17 protein-coding genes are annotated in these 15,302 nt (G+C 73.4%); 11 read left to right on the forward strand and 6 right to left on the reverse strand.

Features of this window, described 5'->3' with window-relative positions; all coding sequences use genetic code 11:
* Nucleotides 1-43 precede the first annotated feature (43 nt).
* Genes ABZ621_RS28775 through ABZ621_RS28785 form a run of 3 tightly spaced genes read left to right on the forward strand, consistent with a single transcriptional unit; the run spans nt 44 to nt 1,048 of the window.
* Nucleotides 44-184 (forward strand): hypothetical protein, encoded by a 141-nt coding sequence (locus ABZ621_RS28775; RefSeq protein WP_360609339.1) that lies wholly within the window; start codon nt 44-46, stop codon nt 182-184.
* On the forward strand, nt 181-561 hold the full coding sequence (locus ABZ621_RS28780; RefSeq protein ID WP_360609340.1) for a VOC family protein: 381 nt from the start codon (nt 181-183) through the stop codon (nt 559-561). Before ABZ621_RS28775 ends, ABZ621_RS28780 begins: the two co-directional genes overlap by 4 nt.
* Before the next feature lie 52 nt (nt 562-613).
* Entirely contained in the window at nt 614-1,048 is a 435-nt protein-coding gene (locus ABZ621_RS28785; RefSeq protein ID WP_360609341.1) for a RidA family protein, read from the forward strand.
* A 15-nt stretch (nt 1,049-1,063) separates the two neighbouring features.
* Here the strand turns inward: ABZ621_RS28785 and ABZ621_RS28790 are convergent, their stop codons facing one another.
* Complete coding sequence (locus ABZ621_RS28790) at nt 1,064-2,281, reverse strand: saccharopine dehydrogenase NADP-binding domain-containing protein (RefSeq protein WP_360609342.1); 1,218 nt, start codon at nt 2,279-2,281, stop codon at nt 1,064-1,066.
* A 166-nt stretch (nt 2,282-2,447) separates the two neighbouring features.
* Between ABZ621_RS28790 and ABZ621_RS28795 the strand changes: the two genes are divergently transcribed.
* The 4 genes from ABZ621_RS28795 to ABZ621_RS28810 are packed head-to-tail and all read left to right on the forward strand — an operon-like array spanning nt 2,448 to nt 8,227.
* The gene (locus tag ABZ621_RS28795) at nt 2,448-3,596 is read left to right on the forward strand and encodes a CaiB/BaiF CoA-transferase family protein (protein ID WP_360609343.1); all 1,149 of its coding nucleotides are present in this window, start codon (nt 2,448-2,450) and stop codon (nt 3,594-3,596) included.
* Nucleotides 3,593-4,744: an acyl-CoA dehydrogenase family protein gene (locus tag ABZ621_RS28800; protein ID WP_360609344.1), complete on the forward strand. Its 1,152-nt coding sequence runs from the start codon at nt 3,593-3,595 to the stop codon at nt 4,742-4,744. The genes ABZ621_RS28795 and ABZ621_RS28800 overlap by 4 nt, the downstream gene beginning before the upstream one ends.
* A gap of 49 nt (nt 4,745-4,793) precedes the next feature.
* Nucleotides 4,794-6,008: an acetyl-CoA C-acetyltransferase gene (locus ABZ621_RS28805; RefSeq protein WP_360609345.1), complete on the forward strand. Its 1,215-nt coding sequence runs from the start codon at nt 4,794-4,796 to the stop codon at nt 6,006-6,008.
* Nucleotides 6,009-6,052: 44 nt separating this feature from the next.
* Nucleotides 6,053-8,227, forward strand: a complete 2,175-nt coding sequence (locus ABZ621_RS28810) for a 3-hydroxyacyl-CoA dehydrogenase NAD-binding domain-containing protein (RefSeq protein ID WP_360609346.1) — start codon at nt 6,053-6,055, stop codon at nt 8,225-8,227.
* Here ABZ621_RS28810 and ABZ621_RS28815 read toward each other — a convergent pair.
* The 3 genes from ABZ621_RS28815 to ABZ621_RS28825 are packed head-to-tail and all read right to left on the reverse strand — an operon-like array spanning nt 8,214 to nt 9,726.
* Nucleotides 8,214-8,951 (reverse strand): MerR family transcriptional regulator, encoded by a 738-nt coding sequence (locus ABZ621_RS28815; protein WP_360609347.1) that lies wholly within the window; start codon nt 8,949-8,951, stop codon nt 8,214-8,216. The genes ABZ621_RS28810 and ABZ621_RS28815 overlap by 14 nt on opposite strands.
* Nucleotides 8,952-8,992: 41 nt before the next feature.
* Nucleotides 8,993-9,517, reverse strand: coding sequence for a Clp protease N-terminal domain-containing protein (locus ABZ621_RS28820; RefSeq protein ID WP_360609348.1), 525 nt, complete (start codon nt 9,515-9,517; stop codon nt 8,993-8,995).
* Nucleotides 9,517-9,726, reverse strand: coding sequence for a helix-turn-helix domain-containing protein (locus tag ABZ621_RS28825; protein ID WP_360609349.1), 210 nt, complete (start codon nt 9,724-9,726; stop codon nt 9,517-9,519). Before ABZ621_RS28825 ends, ABZ621_RS28820 begins: the two co-directional genes overlap by 1 nt.
* 84 nt (nt 9,727-9,810) lie before the next feature.
* On the opposite strand from ABZ621_RS28825, the gene ABZ621_RS28830 reads away from it, so the two are divergent.
* Together ABZ621_RS28830 and ABZ621_RS28835 are read left to right on the forward strand one after the other, a co-directional pair.
* Nucleotides 9,811-10,293, forward strand: coding sequence for a macro domain-containing protein (locus ABZ621_RS28830; protein ID WP_360609350.1), 483 nt, complete (start codon nt 9,811-9,813; stop codon nt 10,291-10,293).
* A gap of 93 nt (nt 10,294-10,386) precedes the next feature.
* On the forward strand, nt 10,387-10,908 hold the full coding sequence (locus tag ABZ621_RS28835) for a hypothetical protein (protein WP_360609351.1): 522 nt from the start codon (nt 10,387-10,389) through the stop codon (nt 10,906-10,908).
* Nucleotides 10,909-10,918: 10 nt separating this feature from the next.
* On the opposite strand, the gene sph is transcribed toward ABZ621_RS28835, so the two are convergent.
* Nucleotides 10,919-11,905, reverse strand: a complete 987-nt coding sequence (gene sph, locus ABZ621_RS28840) for a sphingomyelin phosphodiesterase (protein ID WP_360609352.1) — start codon at nt 11,903-11,905, stop codon at nt 10,919-10,921.
* 172 nt (nt 11,906-12,077) lie between these two features.
* Here sph and ABZ621_RS28845 point away from each other — a divergent pair, with 172 nt between their 5' ends.
* Nucleotides 12,078-12,569 (forward strand): hypothetical protein, encoded by a 492-nt coding sequence (locus ABZ621_RS28845; RefSeq protein ID WP_360609353.1) that lies wholly within the window; start codon nt 12,078-12,080, stop codon nt 12,567-12,569.
* Between the two features lie 134 nt (nt 12,570-12,703).
* Complete coding sequence (locus tag ABZ621_RS28850) at nt 12,704-13,684, forward strand: oxygenase MpaB family protein (protein WP_360609354.1); 981 nt, start codon at nt 12,704-12,706, stop codon at nt 13,682-13,684.
* Here ABZ621_RS28850 and ABZ621_RS28855 read toward each other — a convergent pair.
* On the reverse strand, nt 13,681-15,189 hold the full coding sequence (locus ABZ621_RS28855; RefSeq protein ID WP_360609355.1) for a M1 family metallopeptidase: 1,509 nt from the start codon (nt 15,187-15,189) through the stop codon (nt 13,681-13,683). The two genes, ABZ621_RS28850 and ABZ621_RS28855, sit on opposite strands and share 4 nt — an antisense overlap.
* Nucleotides 15,190-15,302 lie beyond the last annotated feature (113 nt).

Raw genomic sequence — 15,302 nt, forward strand, 5'->3', positions numbered from 1 at the left:
GTACGGATGTCCGCTGTCAGACCCCCACGGCACAGTGGGCCCCATGACAACCCCCGTCACCACGGGCCCCGGCCGTCGCTCCGGCGGCCGCGCGCTGCCCGCCGTCCTCGCCGTCGCGGCGCTCTCCGCGCTCGCCTGGACCTGCGCCATCCTGTACGTGCTCGCGGACTGGACCACCGGATGAACGGGCGACTGCGCTGCGTCGTGCTCGACTGCCCCGACGCCTTCGGACTCGCGGGGTTCTACCGGGAGTTGCTCGGCGGCGAGGTCGAGTCGCCCGATCCGGGGCTCGCGGTGGGCGCCGGCTCCGCCGTGCTGCGCGACGCGCACGGCCCGGTCCTGGCCTTCCAGGACGTCGCCGACCACCAGCCGCCCGTGTGGGGCGCCCCCGAGCAGCAGTTCCTGCTCGACATCCGGGTCCCGGACCCGGCCGCCGCCCACGAGCGGGTGCTCGCGCTCGGAGCCGCACCGCTCGGCGGCGCGGGCGGATCCGGAGGCGCTCCGCTGTGGCGGGTCTACGCCGATCCGGCCGGGCATCCCTTCCGCCTCATGGGGCCCTGAGCCCGCCTCCCGACGGCGCTTCGAGCGGGCGCGGGACGGGCAGGATGACCGGATGGACCTGCACGCCACCTCACGACGCCTCGTCTCCTCCGGTTCGCCGCTCGAACCGGAGATCGGCTTCTCCCGCGCGGTACGGCTCGGCCCGTACGTCTCCGTCGCCGGTACGGCCCCGATCGCGCCCGACGGCACCACCGCCGCGCCCGGCGACGTCTACGCCCAGACCGTCCGCTGCCTCGACATCGCCGAGGCCGCGCTACGGGAGACGGGCGCCGGGCTCGCCGACGTCGTCCGCACCCGCGTCATGCTCACCGACGCCGCCACCTGGCGCGAGGCGGCCCGGGCCCACGGCGAGCGCTTCGCCGGCGTCCGGCCCGCCTGCACCTTCGTCGAGGTGTCCCGCTTCATCGACCCCGCCTGGCTGGTCGAGATCGAGATCGACGCGGTGGTCGCCCCCGCCACCGGCACCCCCGACATGATCGGCTGGTGACGCGCGCCCCCGGCGCTACTCGGTGTGGGCCACCCGGAAGCGCAGCCCCGCCGCTCGCAGCCGGGAGATCAGGGCGTCGCCCATCGCCACCGCCGTCGTCACCTGGCCCGCCGTCTTCGGCAGCGGGTCCAGGGCGAGGCAGAGGGCGGACTCGGCGAGCATCTTCGCCGTCTCGTCGTAGCCGGGATCGCCGCCCGACACCTCGGTGAAGACCCGCCGTCCGCCGCCCTCGCCGACGAAGCGGACCGTGAACCAGCTGCGGGCGCGCCGCTCGGCCGAGGGGCCGGAGCCCGCGGCGTAACGGTCCATCAGCCAGCGGCGCACGGGCGGCACTTGGGCCGTGGCGAGGGTCGCGGCGAGCGCCGCAGTGCCGCCGAGGGCCATCGGCAGCGTCTTCACCGAGGCGTAGTGCCGGTAGCGGAAGTCGGGGCCGTACCGTTCGAGCGCGGCGGCCGAGCGGGCCACGACCCGCGGGTCCAGGGTGGGCAGCGGCAGCGCCCAGGTGCCGGTCTCGGCGCTGAACCGGGGTCCGCCCAGCGGCGCGTGGGCCCGCCGGCCCACCAGGCGGGGCGCGTGCAGCCGGCGTTCGCGGGCCGCCCGCAGCATCTGCGGGCCGCGTCCGAAGGCGGTCAGGGCGGAGGCGAAGGTGCCGCCGGAGAAGACCGCGCCGGCCCGGACGAAGCCGTCGATCCGCAGCGGCACGCCCTCGGGCAGCTGCCGGACGGTGAAGAGCACGCCGAGGTCGTGCGGGACGGAGTCGAAGCCGCAGGCGTGCACGATGCGGGCGCCGGTCTCCCGGGCGCGGGCGTCGTGGCGGACGTACACGCGGTCGACGAACTCGGGCTCGCCGGTCAGGTCCAGGTAGTCGGTGCCGGCCTCCGCGCAGGCCGCGACCAGGCCCTCGCCGTACCAGACGTACGGGCCGACGGTGGAGGCCACCACCCGCGCCGACCCGGCCAGCGCCCGCAGCGAGGCGGGGTCGCCGGAGTCGGCGGTCAGCAGCGGAAGCCCGGCGAGGTGCGGCCGGCCGGCGGCGAGCCGGTCGCGCAGCGCGGCCAGCTTCGCCGGCGAGCGGCCGGCGAGGGCCCAGCGGCATCCGGCGGGGGCGTGCCCGGCCAGATACTCCGCGGTGAGCTCGCCCACGAACCCGGTGGCCCCGTAGAGGACCACGTCGTACGGCCGCTCCGCCGTCTCCCGCCCGGACTCCCGTCCCGCGCCCGCCCCTGTCTCCATCGAGCCCCACTCCCGTCCCTCGGCGATGTCGTCGGCGGAGGATAGCGGACCCGGCCGTCCCGTCGAATTTCCAAGCGCTTGCTCGGCCGGGGGGCTTGTGCCGAGTGGAACACGTTCCTAGCATCTCCGGTGTTACATCATTGGTGTCACACACTCTGGGGGCTCGATGGGCACGAGGCAGACCGAGCGGACCGGCCCGCTCGCCGGTGTCCGGGTGGTGGAGCTCGCCGGCATCGGCCCCGGCCCCTTCGCCGCCATGCTCCTCGCCGACCTGGGCGCCGACGTCGTCCGCGTCGACCGGCCCGGCGGCCCGGGGCTCGGCGTCGACCCGGCCAAGGACCTCACCAACCGCAACAAGCGCTCGGTCCTCGTCGACCTCAAGGCACCCGACGGCCCCGCGGTCCTCCTCGACCTGGCCGAGCGCGCCGACGTCCTGATCGAGGGCTACCGGCCCGGCGTCGCCGAACGCCTCGGCGTCGGCCCCGAGGAGTGCCTCGCCCGCAATCCCCGGCTCGTCTACGGCCGGATGACCGGCTGGGGCCAGGACGGTCCGCTCGCCCCCACCGCCGGACACGACATCGGCTACATCGCCGTCACCGGCGCCCTCGGCCTCGTCGGCCCCGACCCGGACGGCCCGCCGGGCATCCCGGCCAATCTGCTCGGCGACTACGCGGGCGGCTCGCTCTACCTCGTCGTCGGCGTCCTCGCCGCCCTCCAGCACGCCCGGACGCACGGCGAGGGCCAGATCGTCGACGCCGCCATCGTGGACGGCACCGCCCACCTCACCACCATGATCCACGCCATGCTCCTGGCCGGCGGCTGGCAGGACCGGCGGGGGGTCAACCTCCTCGACGGCGGCTGCCCCTTCTACGGCGTGTACGCGACCTCCGACGGCGGCCACATGGCGGTCGGCGCCCTGGAGGAACGCTTCTACGACGAGTTCGCCCGGCTCCTCGACCTGCCGGAGGCCGGGTCCCTCCGCCGCGACCTCGCCCGCTGGCCCGAGCTGCGCGAGGCGGTCGCCGCCCGCTTCCGGAGCCGTACCCGCGCCGAGTGGACCGAGGTCTTCGAGGGCACCGACGCCTGCGTCGCCCCCGTCCTCTCGCTCCGCGAGGCCCCCGCCCACCCGCACCTCGCGGCCCGCGCCACCTTCGCCGAGCACGGCGGACTCGTCCAGCCCGCGCCCGCGCCCCGCTTCTCCGCCACCCCCGGCACCCTCCGTACCGGCCCCGCCCTGCCCGGCGCCGACACCGCCGAGGTCGCCCGCGACTGGGCCGTCCCCGCCCTGCACACCCAGGAGTCGAAGACCGCATGAAGCGCACGCTCTACACCGAGGACCACGAAGCCTTCCGGGCGGTCGTCCGCACCTTCCTGGAGAAGGAGGTGCTGCCCCACTACGCGCAGTGGGAGAAGGACGGCATCGTCTCCCGCGAGGCCTGGCTCGCGGCCGGCCGGCAGGGCCTCCTCGGCCTCGCCGTCGAGGAGGAGTACGGCGGCGGGGGCAACCCCGACTTCCGGTACGCCTCCGTCCTCGCCGAGGAGTTCACCAGGGCGGCCGCCCCCGGCCTCGCCATCGGCCTGCACAACGACATCATCGGCCCCTACCTCACCAAGCTCGCCACCGACGAGCAGAAGCGGCGCTGGCTGCCCGGCTTCTGCTCCGGCGAGATCGTCACCGCCATCGCGATGACCGAGCCCGGCGCCGGCTCCGACCTCCAGGGCATCCGCACCACCGCCGAGGACCACGGCGACCACTGGGTCCTCAACGGCTCCAAGACCTTCATCTCCAACGGCATCCTCGCCGACCTGGTGATCGTCGTCGCCAAGACCACCCCCGAGGGCGGCGCGCACGGCCTCTCCCTCCTCGTCGTCGAGCGCGGCATGGAGGGCTTCGAGCGCGGCCGCAACCTCGACAAGATCGGCCAGAAGTCCCAGGACACCGCCGAACTCTTCTTCGAGGACGTCCGCGTCCCCAAGGAGAACCTCCTCGGCGAGCTCGACGGCGCCTTCGTCCACCTGATGACCAACCTCGCCCAGGAGCGCCTGGCCATCGCCGTCGCGGGCATCGCGGGCGCCGAGCACCTCCTGGAGCTCACCACCCGGTACGTGAAGGAGCGCGAGGCCTTCGGCCGGCCGCTGGCCAGGCTCCAGCACGTGCGGTTCGAGATCGCGGAGATGGCCACCGAGTGCGCCGTCACCCGCACTTTCGTCGACCGGTGCATCGCCGAGCACGCCGATCCGACGGGGCTCGGCCTCGATCCCGTCAACGCCTCCATGGCCAAGTGGTGGGCGACCGAACTCCAGAAGCGGGTCGCCGACCGCTGCCTGCAACTGCACGGCGGATACGGCTACATGAGCGAATTCCCGGTCGCCCGCGCCTTCACCGACGGCCGCATCCAGACCATCTACGGCGGCACGACGGAGATCATGAAGGAGATCATCGGCCGCTCCCTCCTCGGCTGAGACCCGCCCCGAACCCCTCCTGAGCAACCCTCACCGCGAAAGGCTTCCCGTGAGCACCGAAGCGTACGTGTACGACGCGATCCGCACCCCGCGCGGACGCGGCAAGGCCACCGGCTCCCTGCACGGCACCAAGCCCATCGACCTCGTCACCGGCCTGATCCGCGAGATCCAGCGCCGCAACCCGAGCCTGGACCCGGCCGCGATCGACGACATCGTCCTCGGCGTCGTCGGCCCGGTCGGCGACCAGGGCTCCGACATCGCGCGGATCGCCGGCATCGCCGCCGGTCTCCCCGACACCGTCGCCGGCGTCCAGGAGAACCGCTTCTGCGCCTCCGGCCTCGAAGCGGTCAACATGGCCGCGATGAAGGTCCGCTCCGGCTGGGAGGACCTCGTCCTCGCCGGCGGCGTCGAGTCGATGTCCCGGGTGCCGATGGCCTCCGACGGCGGCGCCTGGTTCGCCGACCCGATGACCAACCTGGAGACGAACTTCGTCCCGCAGGGCATCGGCGCCGACCTCATCGCCACCATCGAGGGCTTCACCCGGCGCGACGTCGACGAGTACGCCGCCCTCTCCCAGGAGCGCGCCGCCACCGCCTGGAAGGAGGGCCGCTTCGGCCGCTCCGTCGTGCCGGTCGTCGACCGGGCCGGGCTGACCGTCCTCGACCACGACGAGTTCATGCGCCCCGGCACCACCGCCGACTCCCTGGCCAGGCTGAAGCCGTCCTTCAAGGACATCGGCGAGCTCGGCGGCTTCGACGCGGTCGCGCTGCAGAAGTACCACTGGGTCGAGGAGATCGACCACGTCCACCACGCGGGCAACTCCTCCGGCATCGTCGACGGCGCCTCCCTCCTCGCCATCGGCTCGAAGGAGGTCGGCGAGCGGTACGGGCTGGCGCCGCGCGCCCGGATCGTCGCGGCGGCCGTCTCCGGCTCCGAGCCCACCATCATGCTCACCGGTCCCGCCCCGGCGGCCCGCAAGGCGCTCGCCAAGGCCGGGCTCACCATCGACGACATCGACCTCATCGAGATCAACGAGGCCTTCGCCGCGGTCGTCCTGCGCTTCGTCAAGGACATGGGCGTCTCCCTGGACAAGGTCAACGTCAACGGCGGCGCGATCGCGCTGGGCCACCCGCTCGGCGCCACCGGCGGCATCATCCTCGGCACCCTCGTCGACGAGCTGGAGCGCCAGGACAAGCGCTACGGCCTCGCCACCCTCTGCGTCGGCGGCGGCATGGGCATCGCCACCATCGTCGAGCGCGTCTGACCCCCGTCCGCATCCCTCACACCGGCCACCGGAGAAGCATCAGCATGAGCGAGAGCACCACCATCCGCTGGGAGCAGGACGCCACGGGGATCGTCACCCTCGTCCTCGACGACCCGAACCAGTCCGCCAACACCATGAACCAGGCGTTCCGCGCGTCGATCATGGCCGTCGCCGACCGTCTGGAGGCCGAGAAGGACTCCATCCGCGGCGTCATCTACACCTCCGCGAAGAAGACCTTCTTCGCCGGCGGCGACCTCAAGGACATGATCCAGGCGGGCCCCGAGCACGCCAAGGACATCTTCGAGGCCGCGATGGACATGAAGCGCGCGCTGCGCCGCATCGAGACCCTCGGCAAGCCGGTCGTCGCCGCCCTCAACGGCGCGGCCCTGGGCGGCGGTTACGAGATCGCGCTCGCCTCCCACCACCGGATCGCGCTCGACGCGCCCGGCTCCAAGATCGGTCTGCCCGAGGTCACCCTCGGCCTGCTGCCCGGCGGTGGCGGCGTCACCCGCACCGTCCGCCTCATGGGCATCACCGACGCCCTCCTCAAGGTCCTCCTCCAGGGCACCCAGTACGCCCCGAAGCGCGCCCTCGACAGCGGTCTGATCCACGAACTGGCCGCCACCCCCGAGGAGATGATGGCCAAGGCCATCGCCTTCATCGACACGCACCCGGAGTCCGCGCAGCCCTGGGACGTCCCCGGCTACCGGATCCCCGGCGGCACCCCGTCGAACCCGAAGTTCGCCGCCAACCTCCCGGCGTTCCCGGCCAACCTGCGCAAGCAGCTGAACGGCGCCCCCTACCCGGCCCCGCGCAACATCATGGCCGCCGCCGTCGAGGGCTCCCAGGTCGACTTCGAGACCGCGCAGGTCATCGAGTCCCGGTACTTCACCGAGCTGGTCACCGGCCAGACCGCGAAGAACATGATCCAGGCGTTCTTCTTCGACCTCCAGGCCGTCAACTCCGGCGCCAGCCGCCCCAAGGGCGTCGAGAAGCGCCAGGTCCGCAAGGTCGCCGTGCTCGGCGCCGGCATGATGGGCGCGGGCATCGCCTACTCCTGTGCCCGCGCGGGCATCGAGGTCGTCCTCAAGGACGTCACCGACGAGGCCGCCGCCAAGGGCAAGGCGTACTCCGAGAAGCTCTGCGCCAAGGCCGTCTCCCGGGGCCGCACCACCCAGGAGAAGGCCGACGCCCTCCTCGCCCGGATCACCCCGACCTCCGACCCGCAGGCCCTGGCCGGCTGCGACGCGGTCATCGAGGCCGTCTTCGAGGACACCGCGCTCAAGCACAAGGTCTTCCAGGAGATCCAGCACGTCGTCGACGCCGACGCGCTGCTCTGCTCCAACACCTCGACCCTGCCGATCAGCGTCCTCGCCGAAGGCGTCGAGCGCCAGAGCGACTTCATCGGCCTGCACTTCTTCTCCCCGGTCGACAAGATGCCGCTCGTCGAGATCATCAAGGGCGAGCGCACCGGCGACGGGGCCCTCGCCCGCGCCTTCGACCTGGTCCGCCAGATCAACAAGACGCCGATCGTCGTCAACGACTCGCGCGGCTTCTTCACCTCGCGCGTCATCGGCCACTTCATCAACGAGGGCGTCGCCATGGTCGGCGAGGGCATCGAGCCCGCCTCCGTCGAGCAGGCCGCCGCCCAGGCCGGCTACCCGGCGAAGGTCCTCTCCCTCATGGACGAGCTGACCCTCACCCTCCCGCGCAAGATCCGCAACGAGACGAAGAAGGCGATCGAGGAGGCCGGCGGCACCTGGGTCACCCACCCCGGCGAGGTCGTCATCGACCGCATGGTCGACGAGTTCGGCCGCCCCGGCCGCAGCGGCGGCGCCGGCTTCTACGACTACGCCGAGGACGGCAAGCGCGCCAAGCTCTGGCCCGGCCTGCGCGAGCACTTCACGAAGCCCGGGTACGAGATCCCCTTCCGCGACATGCAGGAGCGGATGCTCTTCTCCGAGGCCCTGGACACCGTCCGCCTCCTGGAGGAAGGCGTCCTCACCTCGGTCGCCGACGCCAACATCGGCTCCATCATGGGCATCGGCTTCCCCGCCTGGACCGGCGGCATCCTCCAGTACGTCAACGGCTACGAGGGCGGCGTCGCCGGCTTCGTCGCCCGCGCCCGCGAGCTGGCGGAGACGTACGGCGAGCGCTTCGCCCCGCCCGCCCTCCTGGTGGAGAAGGCCGAGCGCGGCGAGACCTTCACGGACTCCTGAACGCGGAGCGCAACTCCTCGCTGAGGGACCGCTGAAAGGCGGTGACGAGGGCCTGGACCACGATCGGCTGCATGTGCGCGGACAGCGACTTCATGGCGGTCAGGTGGTCCGGGTCCTCCCCGCTCTCCCGGTACGGGCTCCACACCTCTTCCTGGAACAGCCGCGCCAGCTCCTGCGCGGCCGACCGGGCGTGGTCGAGCAGCACCGTGCGGGAGGCGAGGATCGTGTCGTGCTCGATCGGCACGTCGAGCATCTCGACGCCGAGGCGCAGCAGCGAACCGTCGAGCCGGAACACCTCGGTGTCGCCGGTCGCCTCCAGCACCCCCATGGCGGCGAGCCGTTCGACGTCCCGGTCGGCCAGCTCCCGCCCGGCGCGCCGCTCCAGCTCCCGCCGGGTGATCGTCTCGGCGGACTCCGGCGCCCAGGACGCGACCAGCGCCCGGTGCACCGCGAGGTCCTGCGCGCTGAGGTCGGGCGGCAGCTGCTCCAGGTACCGCTCGATCGCGGCCAGCGTCATGCCCTGCCGCTGCAGCTCCTCGATCAGCGCGAGCCGGGCCAGGTGCTCGGCGCCGTACCGCCCGACCCTGCGGGGCCCGATCACCGGCGGCGGCAGCAGCCCCCGCGTCCCGTAGAACCGCACGGTCCGCACCGTCACCCCGGCCCGGGCCGCCAGCTCGTCGACGGTGTACCCCGGGGGCAGTCCCTCGCCGCTCTCGTCCTCCATGGTTCAACAGTATTGCTGTCTCACCAGGACTGTAAAAGCCCTCAGAGCGCGGTTTCGACGGAGGCGAAGGTGACGCCGTGGTCGGCCAGCGCCTCGGCGACGACCCCGCCGGACGCGGTGAGCGCCAGGAGCAGGTGCTCGTCGCCGATCTCCCGGTCCTTGCGGGCCAGCGCCACGCGCAGCGACTTCTCCAGGACGGCCTTCGCCTCGCCCGAGAACGGGCGGCGCCCGGAGCGCCTGCGGCGGGCGGAGAACGCCCCCGCCCCGTGGGTCTCCTCGACGCGCGCGACGATCGCGTCGACGTCGATCCCGAGCTCCGCCAGCGCCTCGGAGTCCGCCCGGGAGAGGCCGGCCCGCCGCCGCGCGTCGGCGAGCGCCGCGACCAGCGCGCCCCGCCGCTCCGCCGGACAGAGCCGCCCGAGCACCCCCGCCGCCCGGGTCCCGTCCCGGTCGAGCAGCGCGAGCAGCAGGTGCTCGGCGGTCACGTCCTCCGCCCCGCTCCGCTCCGCGTGTTCGGCCGCCCCCTTCACCACGTCCCGGGCCGCCTTCGTGAACCGCTCGAACATCACTGCCTCCCGTACTTCTTGTGAACGGCCTGCCGGCTGACCCCCAGCTCGGTGGCGATCTCCTGCCAGGACCACCCCTGGTCGCGCGCACCGCGCACCTGGACGGCCTCCAGCTGTTCCAACAGCCGCCGCAGGGCGGACACGGCCCGCAGTCCCACCCGGGGATCACGGTCGCCGGCCCGCGCGGCGAGATCGGTCGCATCGGTCATGCTGTCAATCTAGGTTGACAGCGGGAGGGATGTCAACCGCAGTTGACATCCGTCGTTGTCAGTGCCGCCGCCTACCGTGCCCCCATGACCGAGATCGAGTACGTACGGGGCGACGCCACCGCGCCCCGGGGCGAAGGTGTCCGGATCATTGCCCACGTCTGCAACGACCTGGGCGGCTGGGGCAAGGGCTTCGTGCTCGCCGTCTCGCGCCGCTGGCCGGAGCCCGAGGCGGCCTTCCGCCGCTGGCACCGGGAGCGGGCGGGCAACGACTTCGGCCTCGGCGCGGCGCAGTTCGTGCGGGTCTCGCCGCACCTCTGGGTGGCGAACCTGGTGGGGCAGCGGGGGATCCGCACCGGCCGGAGCTCCGGCGTGCCCGTGCGGTACGAGGCGATCGACCGGGCGCTGGAGCGGCTCGCGGAGCGGGCCGCCGAGCTGGGGGCCTCGGTCCACATGCCGCGGATCGGGTGCGGGCTCGCCGGCGGGACGTGGGACCGGGTGGAGCCGCTGGTGCGCGAGCGGCTGGTGAGCCGGGGGATACCGGTCACCGTGTACGACTTCGGCGCGTAAGGGGCGCGCGGCGGGGGCGGGCCGGTGAGGCGCGCCCGCGGGGGTTAGAGTCGGCGGCCGGTCCGCGTCGGCGGGCGGGAACAGGGGAGTGGGATGTACGCGCAACTCAGGGAGACGGCAGCGGAATTGGCCGGGGTCCTGTGGCGGGAGCACACGGTGTACCGGGAGCGGGGCGGCGGCGTCGTCATCCGCGGCGAGCACGTGCGCCGGTGGATCAGTCTCGCCCCGACGGGCGGCAAGGACCAGGCGCTGCTGCGGGCCGGCCGGATACTCGACGGGGGGACCACGGCCCCGGCCCGTACCGAGGTCGTCGTCGACCTGACGGCGCCGGTCGCCGAGCTGGCCACCGTCTGCCGGCGGATGCTCGCCGAGGTCGCCGCGGCGGCCGACGGCGGTCCGGGCGGGGGTGCGGACGCCGGGCCCTCGCGGTCCGGGCGGCCGGACAAGGGCCGGAAGGCGCGCAGGGAGCCGAAGGCTCCGAAGGCGCCCCGGGCCGCCGCGGCGGGGACGGGCAGGAGCCGGCACACGGGCGCCGGCTCCTGGGTGGTGCTGGTTCTGGTCGGGATCGCCGTGGCCGCCTGGGCGTACACCCTCTTCGGCGGCCCCGGCTACTGACGCCCCGGGATCAGAAGCCGGTCACCGGGTAGTGGTCCGACAGGTTGGTGTACGTGTACGTCGTGCCCCAGCTGGAGACCGACCACGGCGCGGACGACTCCAGGACCACGTGGTTCGTCCAGTTCGCCGGGCGGGCGTTGCCGGCCCGGTACAGGACGTAGTCGAGGTCCTCGCGCGGGTCGTCCGGGTAGCGCTCCGCCGCGATCGAGTTCAGCTCGGTGTCGAAGGAGTACGGGTGCCCGGTGCGGGCGTCCGCCCCGGCGAGGCCCGCGTCGGCGAGCATCGTCGCGTACTCGGGCGTGCGGGAGTCGACGTTCATGTCGCCCGCGACGATCACCTGCTCGCCCGCCGGGATGTTCTTCGCGTCGAGGAAGGCGTCCATCGCCTTGAACTGGCGGCTGCGCATCTGCGCGGCCTCGCCCGCCGAGCAGCCCGGGTCGGTGGACTGGGCGTGGGTGCCGACGACGTGCACGCGGCTGCCGTTCACGTCGAGGACCGTGTAGACGAAGCCCTTGTTCGAGTACCAGTCGGCGCCGCACGCGTCCTTGTAGACGTACTGCTCCTTGCGGACGATCGGCCACTTGCTGAGGATCGTCACCCCGCCGTCCTCGGGGGTGGTCGCCGAGTAGGCGCCGCTCGTGGCGTCCCAGCCGGTCTTGGAGCGGCCCATGACGGGCGTCTGGTGCGGGTAGGCCGCCGCGGCGTTCGCCTTGAGCGCGTCGGAGGAGGAGTTGTCGAAGGCCTCCTGGATCACCACGACGTCCTGGCCCTGGAAGAACGGGGCGGCGGGGATCGCCCGGGCCCGGTGGTCCTGTCCCCAGTTCGGGTACAGCGTCTTGCTGAAGAGGAAGGCGTTGTACGTGAGCACCTTCAGGCGGGGCGCGGCGGCGGCCTCGGGGGCGGCGGAGGCGGCGGGCGCGGTCGCCGCCAGGGTGGCGGCCGCGAGCGCGAGGGACACGGCGGCACCGGGGATGCGGCGGAACGTGCTGAGGGACACGGGAACTCCCGTCGAGTGGTGGGGGGTTGTGCTCGGCGCGGCACATACAACCAGCCGTAGTTACCTTCCGGTAGCCTCCAGGTGCCGGGAATCTTGCCCGCGTCGTACGAGCGCGCCAACGATCACGGGGGTGTACGATCCGCCGGTTTCCGGACCAGGTAGGATGCGCGCCATGACGACCCTCGCCTCCAACGCCAAGATCTTCGACATGGACCTCGGCCCGCTCAACCCGGTCTGGGCCGAGCTCATCCTCGGTTTCGCCGTGTTCTTCCTGACCTTCTTCTTCCTGGCGAAGGTGATCCTCCCGAAGATCAAGCGCACGATCGAGGAGCGCGAGGACGCCATCGACGGCGGCACCGAGCGCGCCGACGACCTGCGCTCCGAGGCCGCGGACATCCGCGCCCAGTACGAGGCCGAGCTGGCGGAGGCCCGCCACGAGGCCGCCCGCATCCGCTCCAAGGCCGTCGAGGAGGGCTCCGCCGCCATCGCGGCCGCCCGCGCCGAGGGCCAGGCCGAGCGCGACACGATCCTCGCCGCCGGCACCGCGAAGATCGCCGCCGAGCGCGAGGCCGCCGAGCGCGAGCTCAACGCCGACGTCGACGCCTGGGCCCACGCCCTCGCCGGCCGCATCGTCGGCGAGCCGGTCGGCGCCGACCGCGCCTGACCGCACCGCACACCACCACGCCGGGGCCGTTCCCGGGGCCGACAAGCCCCCGGGACCGGCCCCGCCGTCGTACGTACGCCCCGAAGGCGCACCCTGGAGGGGCGGCCACCGAGGCGAGAGGCAGGGGACCCCGCATGACCACCGACGGCGACGCGACGCCCATCCCGGCGACGTCCACCGCGACCGGCTCCTCCACGGCCCCGGCCGCACCACCCGCCCCCGCGACCGGCCGGAAGGGCCCCGACCCCGCCCCGCCGCCCGTCGGCGGCGTGCTCTGGTCCGTCGCCGGGGACGTCCGCGCGCTGCTCATGCTGCCCGCCGCGCTCACCATGCAGGTCGCGCACCCGGCGATCGGGGCGGGCGTCGACGAGCACTCCGTCTTCCGGACCGACCCCTGGGGGCGGGGCGAGCGCTCGCTGCGCTCCGTGCAGCTCTGGGTGTACGGGGGAGAGGAGGCAGCCGCCGAGGGGCGGCGGCTGCGCGCCCTGCACCGGGACATCCAGGGCACCGACGCCCACGGGCGCCGCTACCACGCCCTCACGCCCGCCTACTACGCCTGGGTGCACGCCACCGGCTACCCCGTCTACCGGCACGGCCTCGCCCTGCTCCACCGCCCGCTCACCGAGGCCCAGGACCGCCGGCTCTACGCCGAGTGGCTCCAGGTCGGCCGGATCCTCGGCATCCACGACCGGGACATGCCGCAGACGGTCGAGGAGTTCTGGCCCTACTACCGCAAGGTCCTCGCCGAGGAGCTGGAGGCCACCGCCGTGGTCCGCGAGCTCATCGACCCGGACGCCCCCGTCCCCGCCCCCGACCGGGGCCCGCTCCTCCTGCGGCTCGCCCTGCGCCCCCTGTGGCCGCTGCTCCGCCGCCCCTTCCAGCGGATCCGGGCCTTCCTCACCATCGGCCTGATGCCGCCGGACGCCCGCGCGGCGATCGGCCTGGAGTGGACGCCGGAGCAGGAGCGGAGGCTGCGCCGGATCGCCGGGGTCGTCCGCGTGGTCGTCCCCGCGCTGCCCGAGCGGCTGCGCTACCTGCCGCTCGCCCGGCGCGCCAGGGAGGCCGCCCGCCGCGCCCCGCGCCGACCGGACGGCCTCCCGCGCGAACCGTCCTAGCGGTGCTCGTGCACCCCGTTCGTCGCCGCGATCTTCTTCCACGACTTCGGCTGGACCGGCGCCGGCGCCGGCGCCGTCCGGGCCACGGAGGCCGGGGCGGCGGCGGCCGACGGACCGGCCGCCGGCTTGGCCGGCTCGTACAGCCAGGTGTCGAAGAGCTCCGCCAGCGGCTTGCCGGAGACCTCCTCGGCGTACCGGACGAAGTCCGCCACCCGCGCGTCACCGTGCGCGAACCGCTGCGGCCACCCCTTCAGGATCGCGAAGAAGTCCTCGTCGCCGATCTCGTTCCGCAGCGCCTGGAGCGCCAGCGCGCCCCGGTCGTACACGGCGACGTGGAACTGGTTCTCCGGCCCCGGGTCGCCCGGCTTCACCGTCCAGAACGGGTCCTCGGCGGTCCGCAGGGCGTACACGTAGTCGGCCAGCTCCTGGGCCGTGCCCTCGCCCTCCTTCTCCGACCACAGCCACTGGGCGTAGCGGGCGAAGCCCTCGTTGATCCAGATGTCCTTCCAGTCGCGCACCGAGACGCTGTCGCCGTACCACTGGTGGGCCAGCTCGTGGACGACCACGGACACGTTCGAGCCGTTCGCGAACTGGCGCGGGCTGTAGAACGGCCGGGTCTGCGTCTCCAGGGCGTAGCCGCTGGTCACATTGGGGACGTAGCCGCCGAGCGCGTTGAACGGATACGGGCCGAAGGCCTCCTCCAGCCACTCCGCGACCTCGGCGGTCCGCTCGATCGAGGCCCGGGCCGCGCCCGCGTGGTCGCCGAGGTCCTTGCTGTAGGCGTTGAGGACCGGCAGCCCGTTCGCGGTCGTGTCCGTCGTGATGTCGAACTTCCCGACCGCGAGCGTGGCCAGATACGGCGCCTGCGGCTTGTTGGAACGCCAGTTGAAGCGGGTCCAGCCGAGCCGCGAGGACTGCGACTGGAGCACGCCGTTGCTGATCGCCTGGGTGCCGTCCGGCACCGAGACGGACACGTCGAAGGTGGCCTTGTCGCGCGGGTGGTCGTTGGACGGGAACCACCAGGCGGCCGAGTCCGGCTCCTGCGCGGCGACCCCGCCGTCCGGGGTGCGGTGCCAGGCCGACCAGCCGCCGACCTTGAACTCGGACGGCTTGCCCGCGTACCGGACCACCACCGTGACCTGCCGGTTCTTCGGCAGCGGCACGGCCGGCACGATCTCCAGCTCGTGCTCCCCGGTGGCCTTGAACGAGGCGCGCCGGCCGTCGACCCGCACCTCGCTCGCCTTCAGCCCCAGGTCGAGGTTGAACCGGGAGAGGTTCTGCGTGGTCGTCGCCAGGATCGTCGCCGTCCCCTCCAGGAGGTCGGTCGCCGGCTGGTACTTCAGGCGCAGGTCGTAGTGGGAGACGTCGTAGCCGCCGTTTCCCGCGGTGGGGTAGTAGGAGTCGCCGATGCCCGGCGCGCCCGGGACGTAGTCGGCCGCCGAAGCCGGGATCGCCAGCAGCAGCGAGGCCGCGAGGGCGCTCGGAAGGATGATTCTGCGGTGCACGGAGGGCTCCCCAAGTCGAGGGTGACGTAAGACGCGCGGGTGGGCGTCGGTCCTTGATCCGGACTTGTTCGGACTCTATGAAGCACGCGACGGAGCGTCACGTAAAGGGCGCC

The sequence above is a fragment of the Streptomyces sp. NPDC007863 genome, assembly GCF_040633895.1.
In the GTDB taxonomy this organism is placed as follows: Bacteria; Actinomycetota; Actinomycetes; order Streptomycetales; family Streptomycetaceae; genus Streptomyces.

What these genes read in the sequence shown, in the direction of transcription:
- ABZ621_RS28775 (WP_360609339.1), top strand. Translation starts at nt 44, where the DNA reads ATGACAACCCCCGTCACCACGGGCCCCGGCCGTCGCTCCGGCGGCCGC.
- ABZ621_RS28780 (WP_360609340.1), top strand. Translation starts at nt 181, where the DNA reads ATGAACGGGCGACTGCGCTGCGTCGTGCTCGACTGCCCCGACGCCTTC.
- ABZ621_RS28785 (WP_360609341.1), top strand. Translation starts at nt 614, where the DNA reads ATGGACCTGCACGCCACCTCACGACGCCTCGTCTCCTCCGGTTCGCCG.
- ABZ621_RS28790 (WP_360609342.1), bottom strand. Translation starts at nt 2,281, where the DNA reads ATGGAGACAGGGGCGGGCGCGGGACGGGAGTCCGGGCGGGAGACGGCG.
- ABZ621_RS28795 (WP_360609343.1), top strand. Translation starts at nt 2,448, where the DNA reads ATGGGCACGAGGCAGACCGAGCGGACCGGCCCGCTCGCCGGTGTCCGG.
- ABZ621_RS28800 (WP_360609344.1), top strand. Translation starts at nt 3,593, where the DNA reads ATGAAGCGCACGCTCTACACCGAGGACCACGAAGCCTTCCGGGCGGTC.
- ABZ621_RS28810 (WP_360609346.1), top strand. Translation starts at nt 6,053, where the DNA reads ATGAGCGAGAGCACCACCATCCGCTGGGAGCAGGACGCCACGGGGATC.
- ABZ621_RS28815 (WP_360609347.1), bottom strand. Translation starts at nt 8,951, where the DNA reads ATGGAGGACGAGAGCGGCGAGGGACTGCCCCCGGGGTACACCGTCGAC.
- ABZ621_RS28820 (WP_360609348.1), bottom strand. Translation starts at nt 9,517, where the DNA reads ATGTTCGAGCGGTTCACGAAGGCGGCCCGGGACGTGGTGAAGGGGGCG.
- ABZ621_RS28825 (WP_360609349.1), bottom strand. Translation starts at nt 9,726, where the DNA reads ATGACCGATGCGACCGATCTCGCCGCGCGGGCCGGCGACCGTGATCCC.
- ABZ621_RS28830 (WP_360609350.1), top strand. Translation starts at nt 9,811, where the DNA reads ATGACCGAGATCGAGTACGTACGGGGCGACGCCACCGCGCCCCGGGGC.
- ABZ621_RS28835 (WP_360609351.1), top strand. Translation starts at nt 10,387, where the DNA reads ATGTACGCGCAACTCAGGGAGACGGCAGCGGAATTGGCCGGGGTCCTG.
- ABZ621_RS28845 (WP_360609353.1), top strand. Translation starts at nt 12,078, where the DNA reads ATGACGACCCTCGCCTCCAACGCCAAGATCTTCGACATGGACCTCGGC.
- ABZ621_RS28850 (WP_360609354.1), top strand. Translation starts at nt 12,704, where the DNA reads ATGACCACCGACGGCGACGCGACGCCCATCCCGGCGACGTCCACCGCG.